General features: G+C 44.3%; 14 protein-coding genes, 2 tRNA genes and 3 rRNA genes. 13 read left to right on the forward strand and 6 right to left on the reverse strand.

Features of this window, described 5'->3' with window-relative positions:
* The first annotated feature begins 28 nt into the window (after window positions 1-28).
* Entirely contained in the window at window positions 29-682 is a 654-nt protein-coding gene (locus ACTXGK_RS16770) for a hypothetical protein (protein ID WP_443517245.1), read from the forward strand.
* Window positions 683-701: 19 nt separating this feature from the next.
* On the opposite strand, the gene ACTXGK_RS16775 is transcribed toward ACTXGK_RS16770, so the two are convergent.
* Entirely contained in the window at window positions 702-1,454 is a 753-nt protein-coding gene (locus ACTXGK_RS16775) for an SDR family NAD(P)-dependent oxidoreductase (protein WP_443517243.1), read from the reverse strand.
* 71 nt (window positions 1,455-1,525) lie between these two features.
* Entirely contained in the window at window positions 1,526-2,185 is a 660-nt protein-coding gene (upp, locus tag ACTXGK_RS16780; protein WP_201600324.1) for a uracil phosphoribosyltransferase, read from the reverse strand.
* A gap of 481 nt (window positions 2,186-2,666) precedes the next feature.
* Here upp and ACTXGK_RS16785 point away from each other — a divergent pair, with 481 nt between their 5' ends.
* From ACTXGK_RS16785 to ACTXGK_RS16835, 11 genes are all read left to right on the forward strand, one after another.
* Entirely contained in the window at window positions 2,667-3,233 is a 567-nt protein-coding gene (locus ACTXGK_RS16785) for a uracil-DNA glycosylase family protein (RefSeq protein WP_443517402.1), read from the forward strand.
* Between the two features lie 682 nt (window positions 3,234-3,915).
* Window positions 3,916-5,454, forward strand: a 16S ribosomal RNA gene (locus tag ACTXGK_RS16790).
* 75 nt (window positions 5,455-5,529) lie between these two features.
* Window positions 5,530-5,606: transfer RNA gene (locus ACTXGK_RS16795), tRNA-Ile, on the forward strand.
* Window positions 5,607-5,615: 9 nt separating this feature from the next.
* A tRNA-Ala gene (locus tag ACTXGK_RS16800) sits at window positions 5,616-5,691 on the forward strand.
* Between the two features lie 336 nt (window positions 5,692-6,027).
* A 23S ribosomal RNA gene (locus tag ACTXGK_RS16805) occupies window positions 6,028-8,883 on the forward strand.
* Window positions 8,884-9,051: 168 nt separating this feature from the next.
* A 5S ribosomal RNA gene (rrf, locus tag ACTXGK_RS16810) occupies window positions 9,052-9,165 on the forward strand.
* Together the 16S, 23S and 5S rRNA genes with 2 tRNA genes alongside form the textbook arrangement of a ribosomal RNA operon.
* Window positions 9,166-9,490: 325 nt before the next feature.
* A complete protein-coding gene (locus ACTXGK_RS16815) occupies window positions 9,491-10,552 on the forward strand; it encodes a TRAP transporter substrate-binding protein (protein ID WP_443517723.1) in 1,062 nt (353 codons plus the stop codon).
* A gap of 17 nt (window positions 10,553-10,569) precedes the next feature.
* Window positions 10,570-11,097 carry a TRAP transporter small permease gene (locus tag ACTXGK_RS16820; RefSeq protein ID WP_443517722.1) on the forward strand — a complete coding sequence of 176 codons (528 nt, stop codon included), beginning with the start codon at window positions 10,570-10,572 and terminating at the stop codon, window positions 11,095-11,097.
* Window positions 11,094-12,383, forward strand: a complete 1,290-nt coding sequence (locus tag ACTXGK_RS16825; RefSeq protein ID WP_443517721.1) for a TRAP transporter large permease — start codon at window positions 11,094-11,096, stop codon at window positions 12,381-12,383. The genes ACTXGK_RS16820 and ACTXGK_RS16825 overlap by 4 nt, the downstream gene beginning before the upstream one ends.
* Window positions 12,384-12,646: 263 nt before the next feature.
* Window positions 12,647-13,699 carry a 5'-nucleotidase gene (locus tag ACTXGK_RS16830; RefSeq protein WP_443517720.1) on the forward strand — a complete coding sequence of 351 codons (1,053 nt, stop codon included), beginning with the start codon at window positions 12,647-12,649 and terminating at the stop codon, window positions 13,697-13,699.
* A gap of 41 nt (window positions 13,700-13,740) precedes the next feature.
* Window positions 13,741-14,346, forward strand: coding sequence for a rhomboid family intramembrane serine protease (locus ACTXGK_RS16835; RefSeq protein ID WP_443517719.1), 606 nt, complete (start codon window positions 13,741-13,743; stop codon window positions 14,344-14,346).
* A 75-nt stretch (window positions 14,347-14,421) separates the two neighbouring features.
* Here ACTXGK_RS16835 and ACTXGK_RS16840 read toward each other — a convergent pair whose 3' ends face one another.
* The 4 genes from ACTXGK_RS16840 to ACTXGK_RS16855 all read right to left on the reverse strand — a co-directional run bounded on the left by ACTXGK_RS16840 (window position 14,422) and on the right by ACTXGK_RS16855 (window position 19,747).
* A complete protein-coding gene (locus tag ACTXGK_RS16840) occupies window positions 14,422-14,970 on the reverse strand; it encodes a hypothetical protein (RefSeq protein WP_443517718.1) in 549 nt (182 codons plus the stop codon).
* Window positions 14,971-15,114: 144 nt separating this feature from the next.
* Window positions 15,115-16,983, reverse strand: a complete 1,869-nt coding sequence (locus ACTXGK_RS16845) for a sodium:solute symporter family protein (protein WP_443517717.1) — start codon at window positions 16,981-16,983, stop codon at window positions 15,115-15,117.
* A 3-nt stretch (window positions 16,984-16,986) separates the two neighbouring features.
* On the reverse strand, window positions 16,987-17,247 hold the full coding sequence (locus ACTXGK_RS16850) for a DUF4212 domain-containing protein (protein ID WP_058024780.1): 261 nt from the start codon (window positions 17,245-17,247) through the stop codon (window positions 16,987-16,989).
* Between the two features lie 862 nt (window positions 17,248-18,109).
* Window positions 18,110-19,747: an electron transfer flavoprotein-ubiquinone oxidoreductase gene (locus ACTXGK_RS16855; RefSeq protein ID WP_443517725.1), complete on the reverse strand. Its 1,638-nt coding sequence runs from the start codon at window positions 19,745-19,747 to the stop codon at window positions 18,110-18,112.
* Window positions 19,748-20,225: 478 nt separating this feature from the next.
* Here ACTXGK_RS16855 and ACTXGK_RS16860 point away from each other — a divergent pair, with 478 nt between their 5' ends.
* Window positions 20,226-20,945, forward strand: a complete 720-nt coding sequence (locus ACTXGK_RS16860) for a DUF1285 domain-containing protein (protein WP_443517716.1) — start codon at window positions 20,226-20,228, stop codon at window positions 20,943-20,945.
* Window positions 20,946-21,019: the final 74 nt, after the last annotated feature.

Here is a 21,019-nt window from a genome sequence, read left to right on the forward strand (position 1 = left end):
TAGTGATAACTGATAAGGATAGAAGGGTATGAGCAAATCGATATTGTCGTCACTGGATAGTAGCTTGTATCCACAAGTTTGGGAGCAGCAGACATTTACTAGCTCACAAGCGCTTTTATTATCGATGCTAAATAGTGAAGTCACGATAGATGCCAATACTTTTACTAATCGACTACTGGCGAACGATATTTATCAAGAATGGATTAATGCCACGGTATTTGGACGGTATTTGCATCGCAACTTTACCGCGTTTTATCAACAAACAGAAGACAGTTTTAATGTAGAAATGCCCGCCTTGTTTCGTCAAGAGCTGACCCGCCATGCGCAATATATGCCATTAGGTCAGGTACTATTCTTTGCAGGAGAGATGCCCAAAGTGGTACGACAAACAAAGCTGCTCACCACCACCGTAAATCCTGCCACGGCAATCATTAACGCGCAAAAAATGGCAACTCATCAGGTTTCTCATTCAAAGGTAATCGTTAATCAAATCACCATCGTCGGTAGGCAAGTATTAGGGTTTCCCATACGTCACAATAAGCGCACTAGCGAGCGCCTGCGTAATGAAGTATTGATTATGGACTTTCAGGATTTGCGCTTGGTCAATGAGGTGACGATTGAAGACACAAAAAAAAGCAATATAGAGTCATCTATATTGCTTCGGTCTTACGAGTTACGTTGATTGTTAAATAGATGCGCTTTTAACTGTCTTTTTTAGCCACCGTCAAACCATTATAGGTTTGCGCCACTGGCATTACTTCTAGACGGTTGACGTTAATATGAGCAGGTGACTCAATTAGCCATAACAAAATATCGCCGATATCTTCACCTGTCATGGTCTTAAAGCCATCATAGACTTTCGCTGCTTTATCGTCATCACCGTGATAGCGAACGTTTGAAAACTCAGTACCCGCGACTACGCCCGGTTCAATATTGGTCACACGCACTTGCGTACCGATAAGATCAGCACGTAAATTTAGGCTAAATTGTTTGACAAACGCTTTAGTTGCGCCGTAGACATTGCCACCAAAATACGGCCAGTTGCCCGCAATGGAACCAACATTGATGATATAGCCGCTGTCACGCTCAACCATCGCTGGCAAGACGGCATGAGTCAATGCCATTAGACCTTTAACATTGGTATCCGTCATGCGCATCCAATCATCGAGACTGGCTTTGTGGGCAGGCTCTGTACCGAGTGCCAATCCTGCATTATTGACCAAGACATCAATTTGTTTAAAGTCATCAGGCAAGTCAGCAATGATTTGCGGGATAGAATCCGTATCGCTCACATCCATCACCACAGGTAAAAAGTTCTCACCCAAAGTATCTGCCAAAGCATTCAGTTTGTCGATACGTCTAGCGCACCCAACCACGCGATGACCATTAGCCACCAAACGCTCTGCCAGTGCTTTACCAAAACCTGCGCTTGCTCCTGTAATCAATACATTCATTGTCTGTCCTTATTATTGATGTGCTAGATTTTTACCGTAATCTTGATGACTGCTTTTTATGCTAAGACGGTTTATCTATTAGATAACTGCTTACCAAAAATCTTATCGCCAGCATCGCCTAGACCTGGGATGATGTAACCATGCTCATCTAAATGGCTGTCTAATGCAGCGGTATAGATAGTCACGTCAGGATGCGCTTCATTGACCAAACGTACGCCTTCAGGTGCAGCCACGAGTACCAATGCCTTAATATTCGTACAGCCGTTTTTCTTTAGCATCTCGATGGTTGCTACCATTGAGCCGCCCGTGGCCAGCATTGGATCGATGATAAGCGCAGGACGTTTGTCCATGTGACTGACAAATTTTTCAAAGAATGGTACTGGCTGCAAGGTTTCTTCATCACGTTGTAGGCCGACCACAGAAATCTTAGCAGTAGGGATCAAATCGAGCACCCCATCAAGCATGCCAATACCTGCACGTAGAATTGGTACGATAGTTGCCGTTTTACCAATGATTTGCTCACCCGTGATTTCGCCGCACCAGCCTTGCATTGGGAAAGTTTCAATTTCAAAATCGCGGCTTGCTTCATAAGCCATCAAGCGCGCAAGCTCTTTGGTTAATGTACGAAATTTATAAGTACTACAGTCTTTTTCGCGCATAAGGCTGAGTTTATGACGGACTAGTGGATGATCGATTACCGTAATTTTTAAATCGCTGTTTAAGTCACTCATAAGTACTCTCTTGGTTTCTTGTCTGATGCTTGCGCAGTTACTGCGGTTGCTATTAGTATAAAAGATACAAACACCTACCGCACTTTAACCATATCTTTAGCTCATAAATAGTAAAGTTAAATCATTCACAATCAAGCTAATAAACTACTTTACGACAGTGCTCATTTATCATGATGACAATATTTGCGTTCACAGCTGCCATCAAAGCTCAAGCAATTCAGGCTAGGTAAAGTGATACTGCGCTATTTGAGCCAACTCATTAAACCGACTAAGTTTGACTGTATAATGTGATTATAAGTGAGGTAGTGTTTAGACTTGCTATGATACCAAAAAAACCGCTTTTCTGATGAAGAATATCATGACTATAAAAACACCAAGCACCCCAAAAACTGCTGATACTAAATCGACATCATTTAATGACAAAGCCACAGAGCTTGAAAATCACCCCTTTGAGCCTGTCTTACCGCCTAATGCAACGGTCATGATGATGGGTACTTTTCCACCGACGGCTGATAAATGGGCAATGAGCTTTCATTATCCCAATTTTTATAATGATATGTGGCGTATCTATGGTCGAGTATTTTTTGATGACGCTAATTACTTTAGAGTCGGCGATGAGAAGTGCTTTGACCCTGAGCGTATTCGAGATTTTATGTTCGAGCGTGGCATCGCTTCTTGTCCGACAGTCAAGCAAGCTATTCGAGAGACTGGCAATGCTTCGGATAAAAATCTAACGGTAGTTACACCTGTTGATTTAGATAGTATTTTGCCGCAAGTGCCAAAGGTAGAGACTTTGTTTACGACTGGCGGTAAGGCGACCGAAGTGCTACTTGGGTTATTAGATGAGCCAATTGCCAAATCAAAGCATCCAAAAACCAATCAAAGTATAGATTACCCTTATCAATGGCAAGATACGGATAATAAAAAAATAGATGTTAATGACCTAACTTTATATAGACTGCCTTCGACCTCACGTGCCTATCCGTTATCGTTGGATAAGAAAGTCGCTGCGTATAAGGCGTTTTTTGAAAAAGTGGGGAAGTTGTAATATAAAAGATAATTCCTTATAGATGGATGTTATAAATAGAGAAGCTTATGTATTTATTCAATAAAACCCAATAACATATCTAACAGGTCTATCGTTAAGAGCGCATCTCCAACTACCCATCAATTATCTCAAATCATATAAATATATAACCCATTGAAAGAATTACCATTTTCATATTTTTCTAAAATAAGATTAAAAACATTAATAAAACAGGTTGACACAAAAATTAAACCCTCTATAATACGCCCTCATCAGACGGACTAGCGGCAACGAATATGTGAATTACATATTACTAACCCAGTTAACCTGTTGAAACAAATTAAAATAAAGCTTGACAAACCTAATCTATATGATAAGATAGTCGGCTCGCTAGATAGCTTAACCGGAGACGGAAAAGCTGGAAAGCAAAAGATTTACCCTATATATCGATGACTGGACGACAGTGATTGAGACTATTTAAAAGCATAACTAAAGAACAACTTGTGTGGATTTTTGCTGATTCAGAATGCTAAAAAATAAAGTTGGTCGACTATCTTTTCGGTAGAACACTAACTATAAAAATTATCATTTAAGACAGCAGAAAAACTCAAAGTTAATTCATTACGAACATAATTTTTAGCGATTTTGCCAGATTAGATGAGCCAAGTTTAGAAGCTTCTTTAAAGAGCTTCATAGCAAGATTAAACTGAAGAGTTTGATCATGGCTCAGATTGAACGCTGGCGGCAGGCTTAACACATGCAAGTCGAGCGGTAACATTTCTAGCTTGCTAGAAGATGACGAGCGGCGGACGGGTGAGTAATACTTAGGAATCTACCTAGTAGTGGGGGATAGCACGGGGAAACTCGTATTAATACCGCATACGTCCTACGGGAGAAAGGGGGCAACTTGTTGCTCTCGCTATTAGATGAGCCTAAGTCGGATTAGCTAGATGGTGGGGTAAAGGCCTACCATGGCGACGATCTGTAGCTGGTCTGAGAGGATGATCAGCCACACCGGGACTGAGACACGGCCCGGACTCCTACGGGAGGCAGCAGTGGGGAATATTGGACAATGGGGGAAACCCTGATCCAGCCATGCCGCGTGTGTGAAGAAGGCCTTTTGGTTGTAAAGCACTTTAAGCAGTGAAGAAGACTCTTCGGTTAATACCCGGAGACGATGACATTAGCTGCAGAATAAGCACCGGCTAACTCTGTGCCAGCAGCCGCGGTAATACAGAGGGTGCAAGCGTTAATCGGAATTACTGGGCGTAAAGCGAGCGTAGGTGGCTTGATAAGTCAGATGTGAAATCCCCGGGCTTAACCTGGGAACTGCATCTGAAACTGTTAGGCTAGAGTAGGTGAGAGGGAAGTAGAATTTCAGGTGTAGCGGTGAAATGCGTAGAGATCTGAAGGAATACCGATGGCGAAGGCAGCTTCCTGGCATCATACTGACACTGAGGCTCGAAAGCGTGGGTAGCAAACAGGATTAGATACCCTGGTAGTCCACGCCGTAAACGATGTCTACTAGTCGTTGGGTCCCTTGAGGACTTAGTGACGCAGCTAACGCAATAAGTAGACCGCCTGGGGAGTACGGCCGCAAGGTTAAAACTCAAATGAATTGACGGGGGCCCGCACAAGCGGTGGAGCATGTGGTTTAATTCGATGCAACGCGAAGAACCTTACCTGGTCTTGACATATCTAGAATCCTGCAGAGATGCGGGAGTGCCTTCGGGAATTAGAATACAGGTGCTGCATGGCTGTCGTCAGCTCGTGTCGTGAGATGTTGGGTTAAGTCCCGCAACGAGCGCAACCCTTGTCCTTAGTTACCAGCGGGTTAAGCCGGGAACTCTAAGGATACTGCCAGTGACAAACTGGAGGAAGGCGGGGACGACGTCAAGTCATCATGGCCCTTACGACCAGGGCTACACACGTGCTACAATGGTAGGTACAGAGGGCAGCTACACAGCGATGTGATGCGAATCTCAAAAAGCCTATCGTAGTCCAGATTGGAGTCTGCAACTCGACTCCATGAAGTAGGAATCGCTAGTAATCGCGGATCAGAATGCCGCGGTGAATACGTTCCCGGGCCTTGTACACACCGCCCGTCACACCATGGGAGTTGATTGCACCAGAAGTGGATAGCTTAACCTTAGGGGGAGCGTTCACCACGGTGTGGTTGATGACTGGGGTGAAGTCGTAACAAGGTAGCCGTAGGGGAACCTGCGGCTGGATCACCTCCTTATAGACGCATTCGGTCAGCAAGAATTCACAACAAGTTGTTCTTTAGTTTAAGCTTACGTTTTTAACAAACGTATTAGGGTCTGTAGCTCAGCTGGTTAGAGCACCGTGTTGATAACGCGGGGGTCAGTGGTTCGAGTCCACTTAGACCCACCATTTTATAATGGGGCCATAGCTCAGTTGGTAGAGCGCCTGCCTTGCACGCAGGAGGTCAACGGTTCGACTCCGTTTGGCTCCACCACTACTAAGACGGTCAGTAAGCTTTAAGTGCTAAGAGTATAAATAGAAACAAGTGATTGTGATTGATTACTTCTTTCTGTTTTATACAGAACCTGTTATTCGACGAGGATACAGGAACTATTTAAAAACATAGATATGAGTCTGGGTTAGGAAGCGCGTGTTCACGCGCACTTCCTAACCTTAATAACTCACCTCTTAACGACATCAGTTGTTATCCCAGGGGTGAGTTATTAAAAAAAGTAAAGAGAACTGAATCAAGCGTATAAACATAGGTGATATCGTTATCATAATTAGATTGTATGACACTTAGAAGTCGAAAGACTACTTGGGGTTGTATGGTCAAGTAATGAAGCGCACATGGTGGATGCCTTGGCAGTCAGAGGCGATGAAAGACGTGACAGCCTGCGATAAGCTTCGGGGAGGCGGCAATATCCTGTGATCCGGAGATTTCTGAATGGGGAAACCCACCTACCATAAGGTAGGTATCCTAATTTATTAGGAAGCGAACGAGGGGAAGTGAAACATCTCAGTACCCTTAGGAATAGACATCAATTGAGATTCCCCTAGTAGCGGCGAGCGAACGGGGAGAAGCCGATTAGTACTAATGTAGAAGAACAGCGTGGGAAAGCTGACCGTAGTAGGTGATAGTCCTGTATTCGAAACATTAGCATTAACATATTAAGTAGAGCGGGGCACGAGAAATCCTGTTTGAAGATGGGGGGACCATCCTCCAAGGCTAAATACTCCTGACTGACCGATAGTGAACCAGTACCGTGAGGGAAAGGCGAAAAGAACCCCTGTGAGGGGAGTGAAATAGAACCTGAAACCGTGTGCGTACAAGCAGTGGGAGCCCACTTGTTGGGTGACCGCGTACCTTTTGTATAATGGGTCAGCGACTTATATTCTGTAGCAAGGTTAACCGTTTAGGGGAGCCGTAGGGAAACCGAGTCTTAATAGGGCGAATAGTTGCAGGGTATAGACCCGAAACCGAGTGATCTATCCATGAGCAGGTTGAAAGTGCCGTAACAGGCACCGGAGGACCGAACCCACTGTCGTTGAAAAGCCAGGGGATGACTTGTGGATAGGGGTGAAAGGCTAATCAAACTCGGTGATAGCTGGTTCTCCCCGAAAGCTATTTAGGTAGCGCCTCGGACGAACACCATTGGGGGTAGAGCACTGTTTCGGCTAGGGGGTCATACCGACTTACCAAACCGATGCAAACTCCGAATACCGATGAGTGATATCCGGGAGACACACGGTGGGTGCTAACGTCCATCGTGGAGAGGGAAACAACCCAGACCGCCAGCTAAGGCCCCAAATTCCTAGTTAAGTGGGAAACGAGGTGGGAAGGCATAGACAGCTAGGAGGTTGGCTTAGAAGCAGCCATCCTTTAAAGAAAGCGTAATAGCTCACTAGTCGAGTCGGCCCGCGCGGAAGATGTAACGGGGCTCAAACTAGGAGCCGAAGCTGCGGATTTGAATTTGTTTTCAAGTGGTAGGGGAGCGTTGTGTAAGCCTGTGAAGGTGTGTTGTAAAGCATGCTGGAGGTATCACAAGAGCGAATGCTGACGTGAGTAACGATAATGCGAGTGAAAAGCTCGCACGCCGGAAGATCAAGGGTTCCAGTCCAACGTTAATCGGGGCTGGGTGAGTCGACCCCTAAGGCGAGGCCGAAAGGCGTAGTCGATGGGAAATCGGTTAATATTCCGATACTTGTTTATAATGCGATGGAGGGACGGAGAAGGTTATGTCAGCCTGGCGTTGGTTGTCCAGGTGAAAGGATGTAGGTTTATAGCTTAGGTAAATCCGGGCTATTTTATACCGAGATCTGATAGCAAGCTGTACTTGTACAGCGAAGTGGCAAATACCATGCTTCCAGGAAAAGCTTCTAAGCAATAGTTATAAACGAATCGTACCCTAAACCGACACAGGTGATCAGGTAGAGAATACCAAGGCGCTTGAGAGAACTCTGCTGAAGGAACTAGGCAAAATGGTACCGTAACTTCGGGAGAAGGTACGCTGTTGATGGTGATAGGACTTGCTCCTTGAGCTGTTGGCAGTCGCAGATACCAGGCTGCTGCAACTGTTTATTAAAAACACAGCACTCTGCAAACACGAAAGTGGACGTATAGGGTGTGATGTCTGCCCGGTGCTGGAAGGTTAATTGATGGGGTTAGCGTAAGCGAAGCTCTTGATCGAAGCCCCAGTAAACGGCGGCCGTAACTATAACGGTCCTAAGGTAGCGAAATTCCTTGTCGGGTAAGTTCCGACCTGCACGAATGACATAATGATGGCAGCGCTGTCTCCAGCAGAGACTCAGTGAAATCGAAATCGCAGTGAAGATGCTGTGTACCCGCGGCTAGACGGAAAGACCCCGTGAACCTTTACTACAGCTTTACATTGAACTTTGACCTGACTTGTGCAGGATAGGTGGGAGGCTTTGAAGCCGAGACGCTAGTCTTGGTGGAGCCAATCTTGAAATACCACCCTGGTCATGTTGGGGTTCTAACTCAGGTATAACAATACCGAGGACAATGTATGGTGGGTAGTTTGACTGGGGCGGTCTCCTCCTAAAGAGTAACGGAGGAGTACGAAGGTGCGCTCAGACCGGTCGGAAATCGGTCGTAGAGTATAAAGGCAAAAGCGCGCTTAACTGCGAGACCCACAAGTCGAGCAGGTACGAAAGTAGGTCTTAGTGATCCGGTGGTTCTGTATGGAAGGGCCATCGCTCAACGGATAAAAGGTACTCTGGGGATAACAGGCTGATACCGCCCAAGAGTTCATATCGACGGCGGTGTTTGGCACCTCGATGTCGGCTCATCTCATCCTAGGGCTGAAGCAGGTCCTAAGGGTATGGCTGTTCGCCATTTAAAGAGGTACGCGAGCTGGGTTTAGAACGTCGTGAGACAGTTCGGTCCCTATCTACCGTGGGCGTTGGAAATTTGAGAGGATCTGCTCCTAGTACGAGAGGACCAGAGTGGACGAACCTCTGGTGTTCGGGTTGTCACGCCAGTGGCATTGCCCGGTAGCTACGTTCGGATGGGATAACCGCTGAAAGCATCTAAGCGGGAAGCCCACCTCAAGATTAGATTTCCCTAAAGAGCCGTTCAAGACTAGGACGTTGATAGGCAGGGTGTGGAAGCACAGCGATGTGTGTAGCTAACCTGTACTAATTGCTCGTTTGGCTTGACCATACAACACCCAAGTGGTTTGTATACAAGTCTAATTAATCTATCTTGTATAGCTTACGCTATAGAATAAAGAAAGAATATTTCGATATCACCTTTGACCTTGATTCAGTTAGGTTAAGTGATACTTAGTCAATAAGTAAAACAACAACAGACTCATATCTAACCCCCTTTGCTGACGACAATAGCGCGATGGCCCCACCTGATCCCTTCCCGAACTCAGAAGTGAAACATCGTTGCGCCAATGGTAGTGTGGTTCGCCCATGTGAGAGTAGGTCATCGTCAGCTCTCTATTCTAAAGTAAAAGCCCCCTTCGCTAACGCGGAGGGGGCTTTTCTTTGTCTATATGAAAATGTTGTGTGCCCCTGTAGCAATGACTGTTAATAACTAGATCAGTCATTTCTAAGATACTTGAAAACATAAATCAACTGTTCTCATATGTCATCAAAATGATTTGACTTCTATCATTATAGCTGCTAATTTTAAACTATATTTTTATTACAGGTACGTAAAGAATATATTGATCTTTTGTAAATGACTAAGCCTAGTATGGTTTAGGTTATTTACTTATGCGATCTACTCCTATCCTCACAATTATCAAAAGGAATTGATAATGAAGTTAGCTCCTCTTTTTTCAATTGGCGCTTTAGCCGCTATTAGTCTTTTCGGCTGTTCTAACCAATCTGCTGACACCACTGATGGTTCTTCAGCAACTTCTCAAGAAACCACTGTCTTACGTTTTTCACATTTTTGGCCAGCAACGTCATCTATTAGTACTGAAGTTTTTGAGCCGTGGGCCAAACAAATAGAGACAGATTCTGATGGTCGCCTAAAAATTGAATTATATCCTTCAGCAGGTCTTGCTAAAGCAGATGTAACTTATGAGTCTGCCACTAAAGGTACGATCGATATCGGCTCACAAGCACATGGTTATACCAATGGTCGTTTCCCATTAACTCAGATTACTGAGCTACCAGGGTTATCAAATTCAGCCACGCAAATGGGTTGTATGCTTCAAACTTTGTATGACGATGGCACACTTGCTGGTGAGTACGAAGACTCACATCTCTTATTTATGTATGGTGCTGGGCCTGGCTCACTTCACACGACAGATAAATTGATCCGAACGCCTGAAGATATGAAAGGGATGCGTATTCGTCGACCTTCTGCAGTCGCTGGCGATATTATAGAAAGTGCTGGTGCGTCACCAGTCGGTTTACCTGCAAACGATATGTATACCTCTTTACAGCGCGGCGTTGTCGATGGTTTGAGCTTCCCTTGGGAGGCAGTAACGGCTTTTAAAATTGACGAGATTACCAAATATCATACCAACATTCCTTTTTATAGTTCGGCGCTTATGGTCACTATGAATAAGGACAAATATGACAGTTTGCCTGATGACCTAAAACAAGTATTAGATAAAAACTCAGGAATGGCCATGGCCAATAAGGTTGGGGAAGTATTTGATAAGCATGATCAGATGGCAATACAAGCCGCTAAAGATAAAGGTGATGAAATTGTTGAAATCCCTGATCCGCTAAACGATCCAGATTGGAAAGGTCCACTCGAAAGAGGAACGCAAAAATATCTGAAAGATGTTAATGCTTTGGGTCTGGATGCTGATGGTGTCTATGAAAAAGCAAAAGCTGCTAGTGCTGCCTGTAAAGTGGTCTAACCCATTGGAGGTGCAACATGCCACTACTAATCAAGCTCAGCGCCCTAATCTCCAGACTGTGCCAGCTTATTGGCGGCATCAGTCTTATTATCATCGTCCTCACCACCATGACTGATGTCGTCGCCCGTTATATCTTTAAGCTTACGGGTGGTGAGTTTGGTTTTACTGTCAAAGGCTCGGTCGAGATCGTCTCTTACTTCATGCTCTTTGCATTGCTCGCTGCCTTTGCTGCCTTTGTCGAACGCTCGCAAATCATCGTCGACGTCTTCACCCAGAAGATGCCCCAGTCTATCAAAGGCTACATGATGGGCGTCTTTATGCTTGGCTTCTTTGCCATCGGCATCGTCTTTGCTTGGGGACTCTATGAGAGCGCTATTGACGCCATGGAATTTGGCAAAGTCACCCAAGATTTGCGCATTTCCATGATGCCAATCTACCTCATCAGTGCCTTATTAAGCGCCTTACTGGCCATCCGCTCACTGATCGAATCTATCAACATTTTTAAAACAGGCGAATTCTTTGACGCCGAGGAGACAGGCGCATGAGTCCAGAAATTATCGGCGCCATTGGCCTAGTAGTCATGATCTTGCTCGTCGTCATCCGTGTTCCCGTCGCCCTTGCCATGCTAGGGGTAGGCCTCGTGGGTTTTGGTGCAGTCACTGCGCCGAGCGGCGCATTGCAAATGCTCAAAGACATCCCCGTTGATGTCTTAGCTAAATATGATTTCAGTGCCATTCCTTTATTTATCTTAATGGGCGTGTTTGCGACCCATTCTGGTATGGCAGGAAAGCTGTTTGAAGCCACCCGTACCATCTTTGGTGGGGTAAGGGGCAGTCTGGGTATTGCGGGTATTGGCTCGTCCGGTATCTTTGCCTCTATCTCAGGTTCCTCCCTCGCCACCGCCTCAACCATGACCAAAGTAGCTCTACCGCAAATGGAGAAGTATGGCTATCAACCCGGTTTTGCCTGCGGTATTTTAGCGGCAGGTGGTACGCTCGGTATCATGATCCCGCCCAGTATTGCTTTACTGGTCTATGCCATCCTAACCCAGCAATCGGTCGGTGACATGTTTATCGCGGGCTTCTTACCGGGGATGCTTGGCATGGTGATGTACTCCATCACGGTGATGATCATGGTGCGCTGGAAACCGCATCTGGCAAAGCGTGGTGAGAGAACCTCTTGGAAAGCCAAGCTTGTATCATTGACTGGCCTAATCCCTTTTAGCTTTATCTTTATTGTGATTATTGCAGGTATCTTCTTTGGGCTATTCACGCCAACAGAAGGGGCAGCTGTCGGTGCTTTTGTCTCTTGGGCTTATGCGTTTGCCAAAGGCATGCGTCTAGATGGGTTAAAGCAGTCATTGATTGAGACCTTGGCGCTGTCTGCGGTGGTGTTCTTTATGCTGCTGGGTGCAGAAGCATTAGGTTACTTTATCTCGGTGTCGCGCTTGTCTTATACGCTGGCGTCCTGGATCGGTGGCTTGGCGGTCAGTCCGATGATTGTGCTGATCTGTATTTTGATCATGTACTTCTTGCTGGGTCTGTTTATGGATGCGCTAGCGATGCTGGTGATTACGATTCCTGTGGTGTATCCGATCATTCTAGCATTAGGATTTGATCCAGTCTGGTTTGGTATTATTGCAGTGTTGACGGTGGAGCTTGGTCTGATTACGCCACCAATGGGGATGAATATCTTTGTGATTAAGGCGATGGCCCCGCACATTAAGCTGTCAGATATGTTCCGCGGGGTGGCACCATTTATTGTGTCGGACTTGGTGAGATTGGTTATCTTAGTGATGTTCCCGGTGATTTCGCTGGTACTATTGGGGTAGTTTGAGTCTAAACCCAAGCGTATAAAGTCATTGTATTTTGGTGCAGCAGATTTTCTACTCGTTAAGAAGCCATATTGCTAATACAGCAGTGTGGCTTTTTTACTGGCTAATACTTTTTCCAAAAATAAAGAGCAGAATATCTTACAAATTCATGATCTGCGGCGCTGCATTATGGTAACTTTTCTTAGTGTTATAAAGGCTTGTGAATGTAGTAAACTGGTCTGCATTCATTCCTTTGTATAATTTCATAAGTAGAGATAGTCATGGCTGTCGATTTTACTAATACGCTCATCGTTGCGATTTCTGCGACGGCACTTTTTGATTTAACAGAGTCAGAAAACCATTTGCTAGAGCTACTAGCGCAGAGACCCGAAAGCGCCATCAAAGAGTTTCGAGACTATATGATAGAGCGTGAGAATGACGCTCTAAATATTGGCGCTGGCTACCCACTGATTAAAGCATTGCTAAATCTAAATGAATATTGTGATGATAACGAGCGTAAGGATTCAGACATTGAAACACCTTTGGTTGAAGTCGTTATTGTCTCAAAAAGTAGTCCAGATACAGGCATTCAAGTGCTCAATGCTATTTTAGAACATGGTATCAATATTTCACGCTCAGCATTTATCTCAGGCAGTCCTGTGGCGCCCTATATCAAAGACTTCAATGTGGATCTGTTTTTGACCACCAATCGCGAAGATGCGCAGCAAGTGGCGGATGCCAATATCTGTGCCTGTGCCATATTAGACGCTACTCCTGTCAATACCTATGAGTTAGATACTGATCAGCTACGTATTGCCTTTGATGGGGATGCGGTGTTGTTTGATGATTCGGGTGAGTTACTATATAAGCAAAAGGGGCTACGAGCTTTTCATGATCGTGAAGTAAAAATGCGTGATTTACCGATTGAAAAAGGCCCTTACGCTGAGCTATTGATTAAACTGTCAAACTTACAGGAACGTTTACCAGCTGGTTTGCAATATTCTCCAATCAAAATTGCGCTTGTGACCGCTCGTAATGCACCTGCTGATTTGCGCGCGATTAAAACGCTGCGAGAGTGGGGCGTAAATGTCGATATGGCATTTTTTTTAGGAGGGTTGGAAAAAACAGCAGTGCTTAGAACGTTTGCACCGCATATATTCTTTGATGATTCAATTAAGCATATCGATGCAGCACGTCGATTTATACCTACGGCCTTAGTTCCTTATCGTTCAACGTCGTTACTGCACGGTGATAGCTATCTAACTACTGATAAAGATGCAACATTATTGTCATTCAAGCCTGCTGTGCGCCCACTATTTGCAGTAAATCATTGAAGCATATACAGATAAGCGAAATTTAAACAATAGGATGGTATATGAATTGGCAGCAATTGCTCAACTTGATTGTGGTGCGAATAAAGCAGGTTGTTGGTTTATACGCTTTTGTACTCATACCGATGTGGGGTATGTTTTTTTTAAATGAAGTGGCGCTATTTGGACTGTGGAATATCTTTGGGATTGTACCGCGCGCATTAGATGTGGGCAGTATGATCGGAGTATTCGCCTCATGGACGATGCATGGCAATTTGTCACATCTAATTGGCAACACGGTGACGCTATTACAAATTTTGTTTTTGTTCGGATTATTTGAAAAAAATGCCTATCGCACGATTATCAAGTTGGTCATCGCTTCAGGATTGGTTACTTGGGTGATTGGGTCGCCATCTTCTATTCATATTGGTGCGTCAGGACTGTGTTTTGCGATGTTTGGTTATATGATAGGTGGCGCTATTTTTGCTCGGCGTTGGGGTTATCTGATTGCTTGTATTGTCATGGGCACTGGCTATTGGCTAACCATTAAGCAAGGACTGATGCCGCAACAAGGAATCTCGTTTGCAGCACATTTTGGTGGTTTGTGTGCTGGGCTATTGCTAGGAGCCAATTCAAAACATACTTATTCAGCCACGGCTCAACGTTATTGATTTAATAGTTCGTCTTTTGGCAATTTTTATACAACAGCCTTTTATACAGTCACTATATCTATGATTGTTGTCGTATCAGGTATTTTGGTCAGTACAGATGCTGATAAACAGTGGGTCATCTATTGCTAGCTTATACCATGCGGTGGTTTGCTTGACATGCTCATCAATCGTGAGCTTACTACCTTTTTCTGGTATGACGTAATCTGCACGTGCAGGCGCATTGCAATCGATCACCTGTGCAACTTTTTCGACACTTCTTCGTCTTTCAAATAAGTATAAATTGACCAAATGCACATCTGGATTGTCTACTTGTACGCTAGCATTACCGATATCTGCCGCGATAAAACGTAATATTTGTGGCTTGATATAAGACCATGGGCGGAACCATTGCGTACTTTTTGCTACTTTGACAACTTCTACGCCTTCTGGCAGCTCTCGCACTTGTTGACCATACCAGCTATATTCTTGGTTTATCTGAAAGGCAAAAATACCAATTGCTGCAAACAATGGGATTAGCCATTTAGGGGTACGTTTGCCTGCCAATTTGCTGAAGTGAGTTATGATCAGTGCTAGTCCAGCCATCCCAAACGCGGCAGCCATCGTGGCGATAAACTCAAAAAGCATAAAATATTCCTTAATGGGGTATGTGTATTCAATCAAGCTGAATTAATTAGGTTTTATTATAAGTATAAAATAAAAAATCACTCACAAGCAGCTGCTGCCTGTGAGTGATATATAGTAACAGAAGATATATCCTCAACTGTGAGCTTAGTGGTCGATTGCACCGCCTGCACCACGTGGAGAACGTACGCTCTCAACCAGCTCTTGAATATGTGCTGGTGGTGGAGCAGTCGCATAAGATACCGCGAATGCCACGATGAAGTTAAGTAAGGCGCCAACCGCACCAAAAGATAGCGGTGAGATACCAAATAACCAGTACTCTTCAGTATCAGGGAAATTAGCAGTACCACTGATAAAGAACCAACCTTTGAAGACAAAGATATAAACTAGGATAGTAATCAAGCCTGTTAACATCCCAGCGATAGCGCCTAGGTTGTTAATACGCTTAGAGAAAATCCCCATCATTAGGGCAGGGAACAATGAGGCGCCTGCAATACCGAAGGCCAATGCAACCACCTGTGCGGCAAATCCTGGTGGATTAATACCCAGATAAGTCGCTACTACGATTGCAACACCCATCGTAATACGAGCATATTTTAGCTCTTGTTTATCAGTGATGTTTGGGTTTAGGTTACGTTTGATCAAGTCATGGCTAATCGCTGAGGAAATCGCAAGTAGTAGACCTGCTGCTGTTGAGAGCGCTGCTGCCAAACCACCTGCAGCGATAAGACCAATAACCCATGATGGAAGATTAGCGATTTCTGGGTTAGCGAGTACTAAGATGTCATTGTTCACATCCAGCTCGTTACCTGCCCATCCAGCATTAGCAAAACGACCATCCAGTTCTGCATCATGTGCAGCACGCGCCGCCTCTACCGCTGCGGTAGCTGCAGCAACATCGCCACCATCCGCTTCAGCGGTGTTAAGCGCTACTTGAGCGGCACCAAGTCCACTGTCGTTATACAGCTGGATACGACCATCATTGTTTAGATCGTTATACTTGATAAGTCCTGTGTCTTCCCATGTTGCCATCCAGTCTGGACGTTGATCATACTCTAAAGGCGCTTCTGCAACCCCTTGTGGATAGACCGTATCAATGAGGTTGAGACGAGCCATCGCACCTACCGCTGGCGCAGTAAAGTACAATAGCGAGATGAATACTAGTGTCCAACCCGCTGTCCAACGTGCATCGGCCACTTTAGGAACGGTGAAAAAGCGAATGATAACGTGTGGTAGGCCAGCTGTACCAATCATCAGTGATAGCGTAAATAACACCATGTTTAGCTTGTTAGGCACATCCGCCGTATAAGAGGCAAATCCTAAGTCAGTCACGACTTGGTTAAGCTTAGTTAAAATAGGAACGCCAGATTCGATATGGTTTGAGAATAGACCAAGACCAGGAATTGGGTTACCCGTTAATTCAAGTGAGATAAACACAGCAGGAATGGTATATGCGACCATCAATACGACATATTGCGCAACCTGCGTATAAGTGATCCCTTTCATACCGCCTAACACCGCATAGAAGAATACAACGACAGCCGCAATGAGCAGACCCGTTGTGTTTTCAACTTCTAAGAAGCGTGAGAATGCAACGCCAGCACCAGTCATCTGGCCGATAACATAGGTAGTTGAGGCGATAATCAAACAAACCACAGCAATCATGGCTGCTGTTTTGGAATAAAAACGGTCACCGATAAAATCAGGAACCGTGAACTTACCAAATTTACGTAGGTAAGGTGCTAAAAGCATAGCAAGTAGAACGTAACCGCCTGTCCAGCCCATAAGGTAGGTGGAGGCGCCATAACCACTAGCAGCAATAAGACCTGCCATTGAGATGAATGACGCGGCACTCATCCAGTCAGCAGCGGTTGCCATACCATTGACGACCGGATGCACCCCGCCGCCCGCAACATAAAATTCGCTGGTTGAACCAGCACGTGCCCAAATCGCAATCCCGAAATAAAGCGCGAAAGATAGACCTACAAAAATAATATTAATCGCAAATTGACTCATGATCTATTCCTCGTCTACGCCATATTGTTTATCTAGTTTATTCATACGCCAAGCGTAAAAGAAAATTAGAATAATAAAGACTACGATAGAGCCTTGTTGCGCAAACCAAAATCCTAAATCAGTACCACCGATTTTGATGCCCGCTAATAATGGACGTAACAAGATAGCAAAGCCATATGAGCATAGCGCCCAAATAATTAGACTACCTGTAATCAGACGAATATTGGCGCGCCAATATCCAGATGGATCGTTATGAGCTTTCATAGGACAACTCCTTTTGTCTTACCTAAAAAATATCAACCATACAAGAAGAGCTTGGGCTACTTTTTACGATGAATATCATGATAAAAAATAGACAGATACTACTTTATATAGTGACAATGAAGATGCGCAGACGCATATCTATTTATCAGCAATTATTTAGCAAAAATAAATATCATTGTGGACATTACATTGATCCCTTAAATAAAAACTATCAAATAGCAAAACAGGGTTCATTGAGGAAGACAGAAGGGTAGGACTATCCGGTGTCTTTTTCACAATCTCGTCTTCCTGACAAGAGTCTTAATACTTTAACGCTTCAAATATTTATGCCGATTCATCCTTATTAGTAGCTATGAGGCCAGCATAGAATCATTCGAATTTCATCTTAGCACGATTCAACAGCGATAGTTACAACCAACAAAGCATAGACTGAAGTATATCTACTAAAAATCGGTTTGGTAAATATAGCGCTGAATATGAGCAATGCTAAAATTATACGACAAATATCCAGTTTATGCTGATGAATTATTACTTAATATATTCTATAAAAAGCAAATTGCAAAGATTATTTATTTCAAAAATAGATATAGAGAATCAATAATCAAATGTGATGGTCGCACACCGCTTGATATCTATATTGTGCACATGATTTATTTAGTTTCGTCATTATTTGGAACTTTGCAAACTTGTCGATGGGTCTGATGGCAATCGTGATGCTTGGACAGATTAAGCGGTACTGATGAAGCAAGATTGCTTGTGATAGGCACAAAAAACGCCCTTCTCTAAGAAAAAAGGGCGTTTTTATGGAGGTATGATTTTTAATAACGATACATATATTATGCTAAACCAGAGTTATCCTGATTTACATATTTGGATAGTTAGGACCACCGCCACCTTCTGGCGTTACCCAAGTGATATTCTGCGAAGGATCTTTGATATCACAGGTCTTACAATGTACACAATTCTGAGCATTGATAACAAACTTAGCGCCTTCAGCATCTTTAACCACTTCGTATACACCTGCTGGGCAGTATAAACGTGCAGGCTCAGCATACAAAGGTAAGTTGATAGAGATAGGCACCGTAGGGTCAGTGAGTTTTAGATGCGTTGGTTGATCTTCTGCATGGTTGGTATTAGAGATAAATACCGACGACAATTTATCAAATACCAACTTACCATCAGGCTTGAGATAGGTTGGTTGATAAGCATGGTTGGCACGCTCTAACTGATCATAATCTGGGATATTGTCATGCAAGGTAAATGGCATTTTACCTTTTAGCAAGTTGTGCTCGATAAAGGTGAAAGCACCGCCCATGAACAGACCCATACGATGGATTGCAGGTGAGAAGTTGCGCGACTCGTAGTTATCTTGATACAACCATGATTCTTTGTACATAGTGGTATAAGCAACGACTTCGTCATGCTGACGCTCAGCTTGTAGTGCCTCAAAGATCGCTTCGGCGGCGAGCATACCTGACTTCATCGAGGTGTGTGTGCCTTTGATTTTTGCTGGGTTCAAAAATCCAGCATCATCACCGACCAATACGCCACCTGGGAAGGTAAACTTCGGTAGTGAGTTTAGACCACCTTTTGTCAAAGCACGTGCGCCATAAGAAATACGCTTACCGCCTTCTAGGACACTCTTGATGACAGGATGCGTTTTTAAGCGCTGCATTTCATCAAATGGAGAGACATAAGGGTTGTGGTAAGATAAATCGGCCACAAGACCAAAGCTTACTTGGTTGTTTTCATCAAAGTACAACCACCAGCCACCAGTCGAGCCAGTTTCAGTCAACGGCCAGCCAAGACCGTGCATGACAACGCCTTGCTCATGCTTATCAGGGGCAACTTCCCATAGCTCTTTTAGACCGATACCATAATGCTGAGGATCAGATTCTTTATCTAGATCAAAACGGCTGATTAAGCGTTTACCCAAATGACCACGGCTACCTTCGGCAAAAATAGTGTATTTAGCAAGCAGCTCATAACCAGGCTCAAAGCTAGGCTTCGCTTCGCCATTAGCGGCCACGCCCATATCACCCGTTAACACACCTCTGACCGAACCGTCATCGTTATATAAGATGTCATCGGCAGGGAAACCTGGGAACATCATGACTTCAAGCTCTTCTGCCTGCACAGCTAACCAACGAACGACATTACCCAATGAGACAATATAGTTGCCATCATTATGCATAGGCCCCGGAATCAACGAATGAGGTACTTTGGTTGAGCGAGTAGCAGAGTTTAAATAGTAAAAACGATCTTCTGTCGCTGGTACGTTTAGCGGCGCGCCTTTCTCTTTCCAGTCGGGAATCAGCTCATTGAGCGCACGGGGTTCAATGACAGCGCCAGACAACGTATGGGCACCAAACTCAGAGCCTTTTTCGACCACACACACCATAAATTCATCGTTACCGGCTTCAATAGCGAGCTGGCGCAGGCGAATAGCAGCAGAGAGACCTGCAGGTCCGCCGCCCACAATAATTACATCAAATTCCATTGATTCACGTTCGATCTCAGGTTCTGCTGCCACAGGCTCTACCACTGGTTCTGCTTTATCTAGCGTTGCGGTCTCTGTTGCTACTGGTGCGTCAGCGTTCACAGTATTACTATCAATAACTGGCGTTTGATTGTCTTGCTCTTGCATACCTACTCCTAAACTTTTAGTGGCTTATCTCAGGGCATCATTAGCTTAACAACTGAATAATAGACTTGCGGTGCTAACGTCACTCAGACATATGGCTGCCCGATAAAAATGTGTCATCAATACAAAACCCACTTGACCATTTCAATAAAAAATCGTTACTCATTATAAAAGAAAAGTCCTACAAACACGATACGCATTTATGAGCAACGGTGTTAAGGTTATATCAAGGCAATGAAGGTATTTGGGCGATAAAGTTTCATCATACCTGAAACAAAAATTTATAGTAATAATAGATTTGCCAAACTTTGAATACTAAATAAAGGATTGAGCGATGAATAATGACAATAATCATGCTGATAGCAGTCGTGAAAATAACGTAGAAGCTCCAGTTGGCAAGGGCTCTGGTTTGAATAATATGGATGCACTAAGTCACTATCTTAAGTCTACAGCTGGGGCACGTGAAGGCCGCGCAATACCGCCACTCGAAAAATGGCATCCTGAAGATATCGCTGATATGGACTTAATTATCAAAGCAAATGGGGAGTGGTGGCATGAGGGTGGGCAAATGACCAGAGAGTCACTTGTCAGTTTATTTGCGACTATTTTGTGGAAAGAAGAAAATAATGGCGTTATCGAATACTTTTTGAAAACCCCAGTACAAAAAATCCGTATTCAAGTAGAAGATGCACCACTGTTGATTAACGATGTTGGTATCGTGCAGGAAGATGACATGAGCTGGTTGGAGTTCACGACGACGACCGGTGATGTGGTACGCTTGGATAATGAGCATCCTATTATATTAAAAGCGTATAATCCTCAAAGTAATGATACGGTAAATGACGCTGTCAGTACTGAGCATACTCTAGACTCAGCAACTCAAATACAAGTACGCCCTTATATGCTTGTCAGAAATGGCTTGATGGCGCTGATTGGGCGCAATACCTTTTATCATCTGACAGAGATTGGTGAGCTAACAGAGCATAATGGTGAGACAATACTAACGTTACAAAGCGGCAGTGAGTCCTATTCATTATCGATGCCAGTCAATTAAGTAACAATAAATAGTACGCTATTGATTGTTATAATGTGAGCTGCTGGGTTACTAACCGATACCACGATATGGAT

Source organism: Psychrobacter sp. T6-5 (assembly GCF_052258485.2).
Taxonomy (GTDB): Bacteria; Pseudomonadota; Gammaproteobacteria; order Pseudomonadales; family Moraxellaceae; genus Psychrobacter.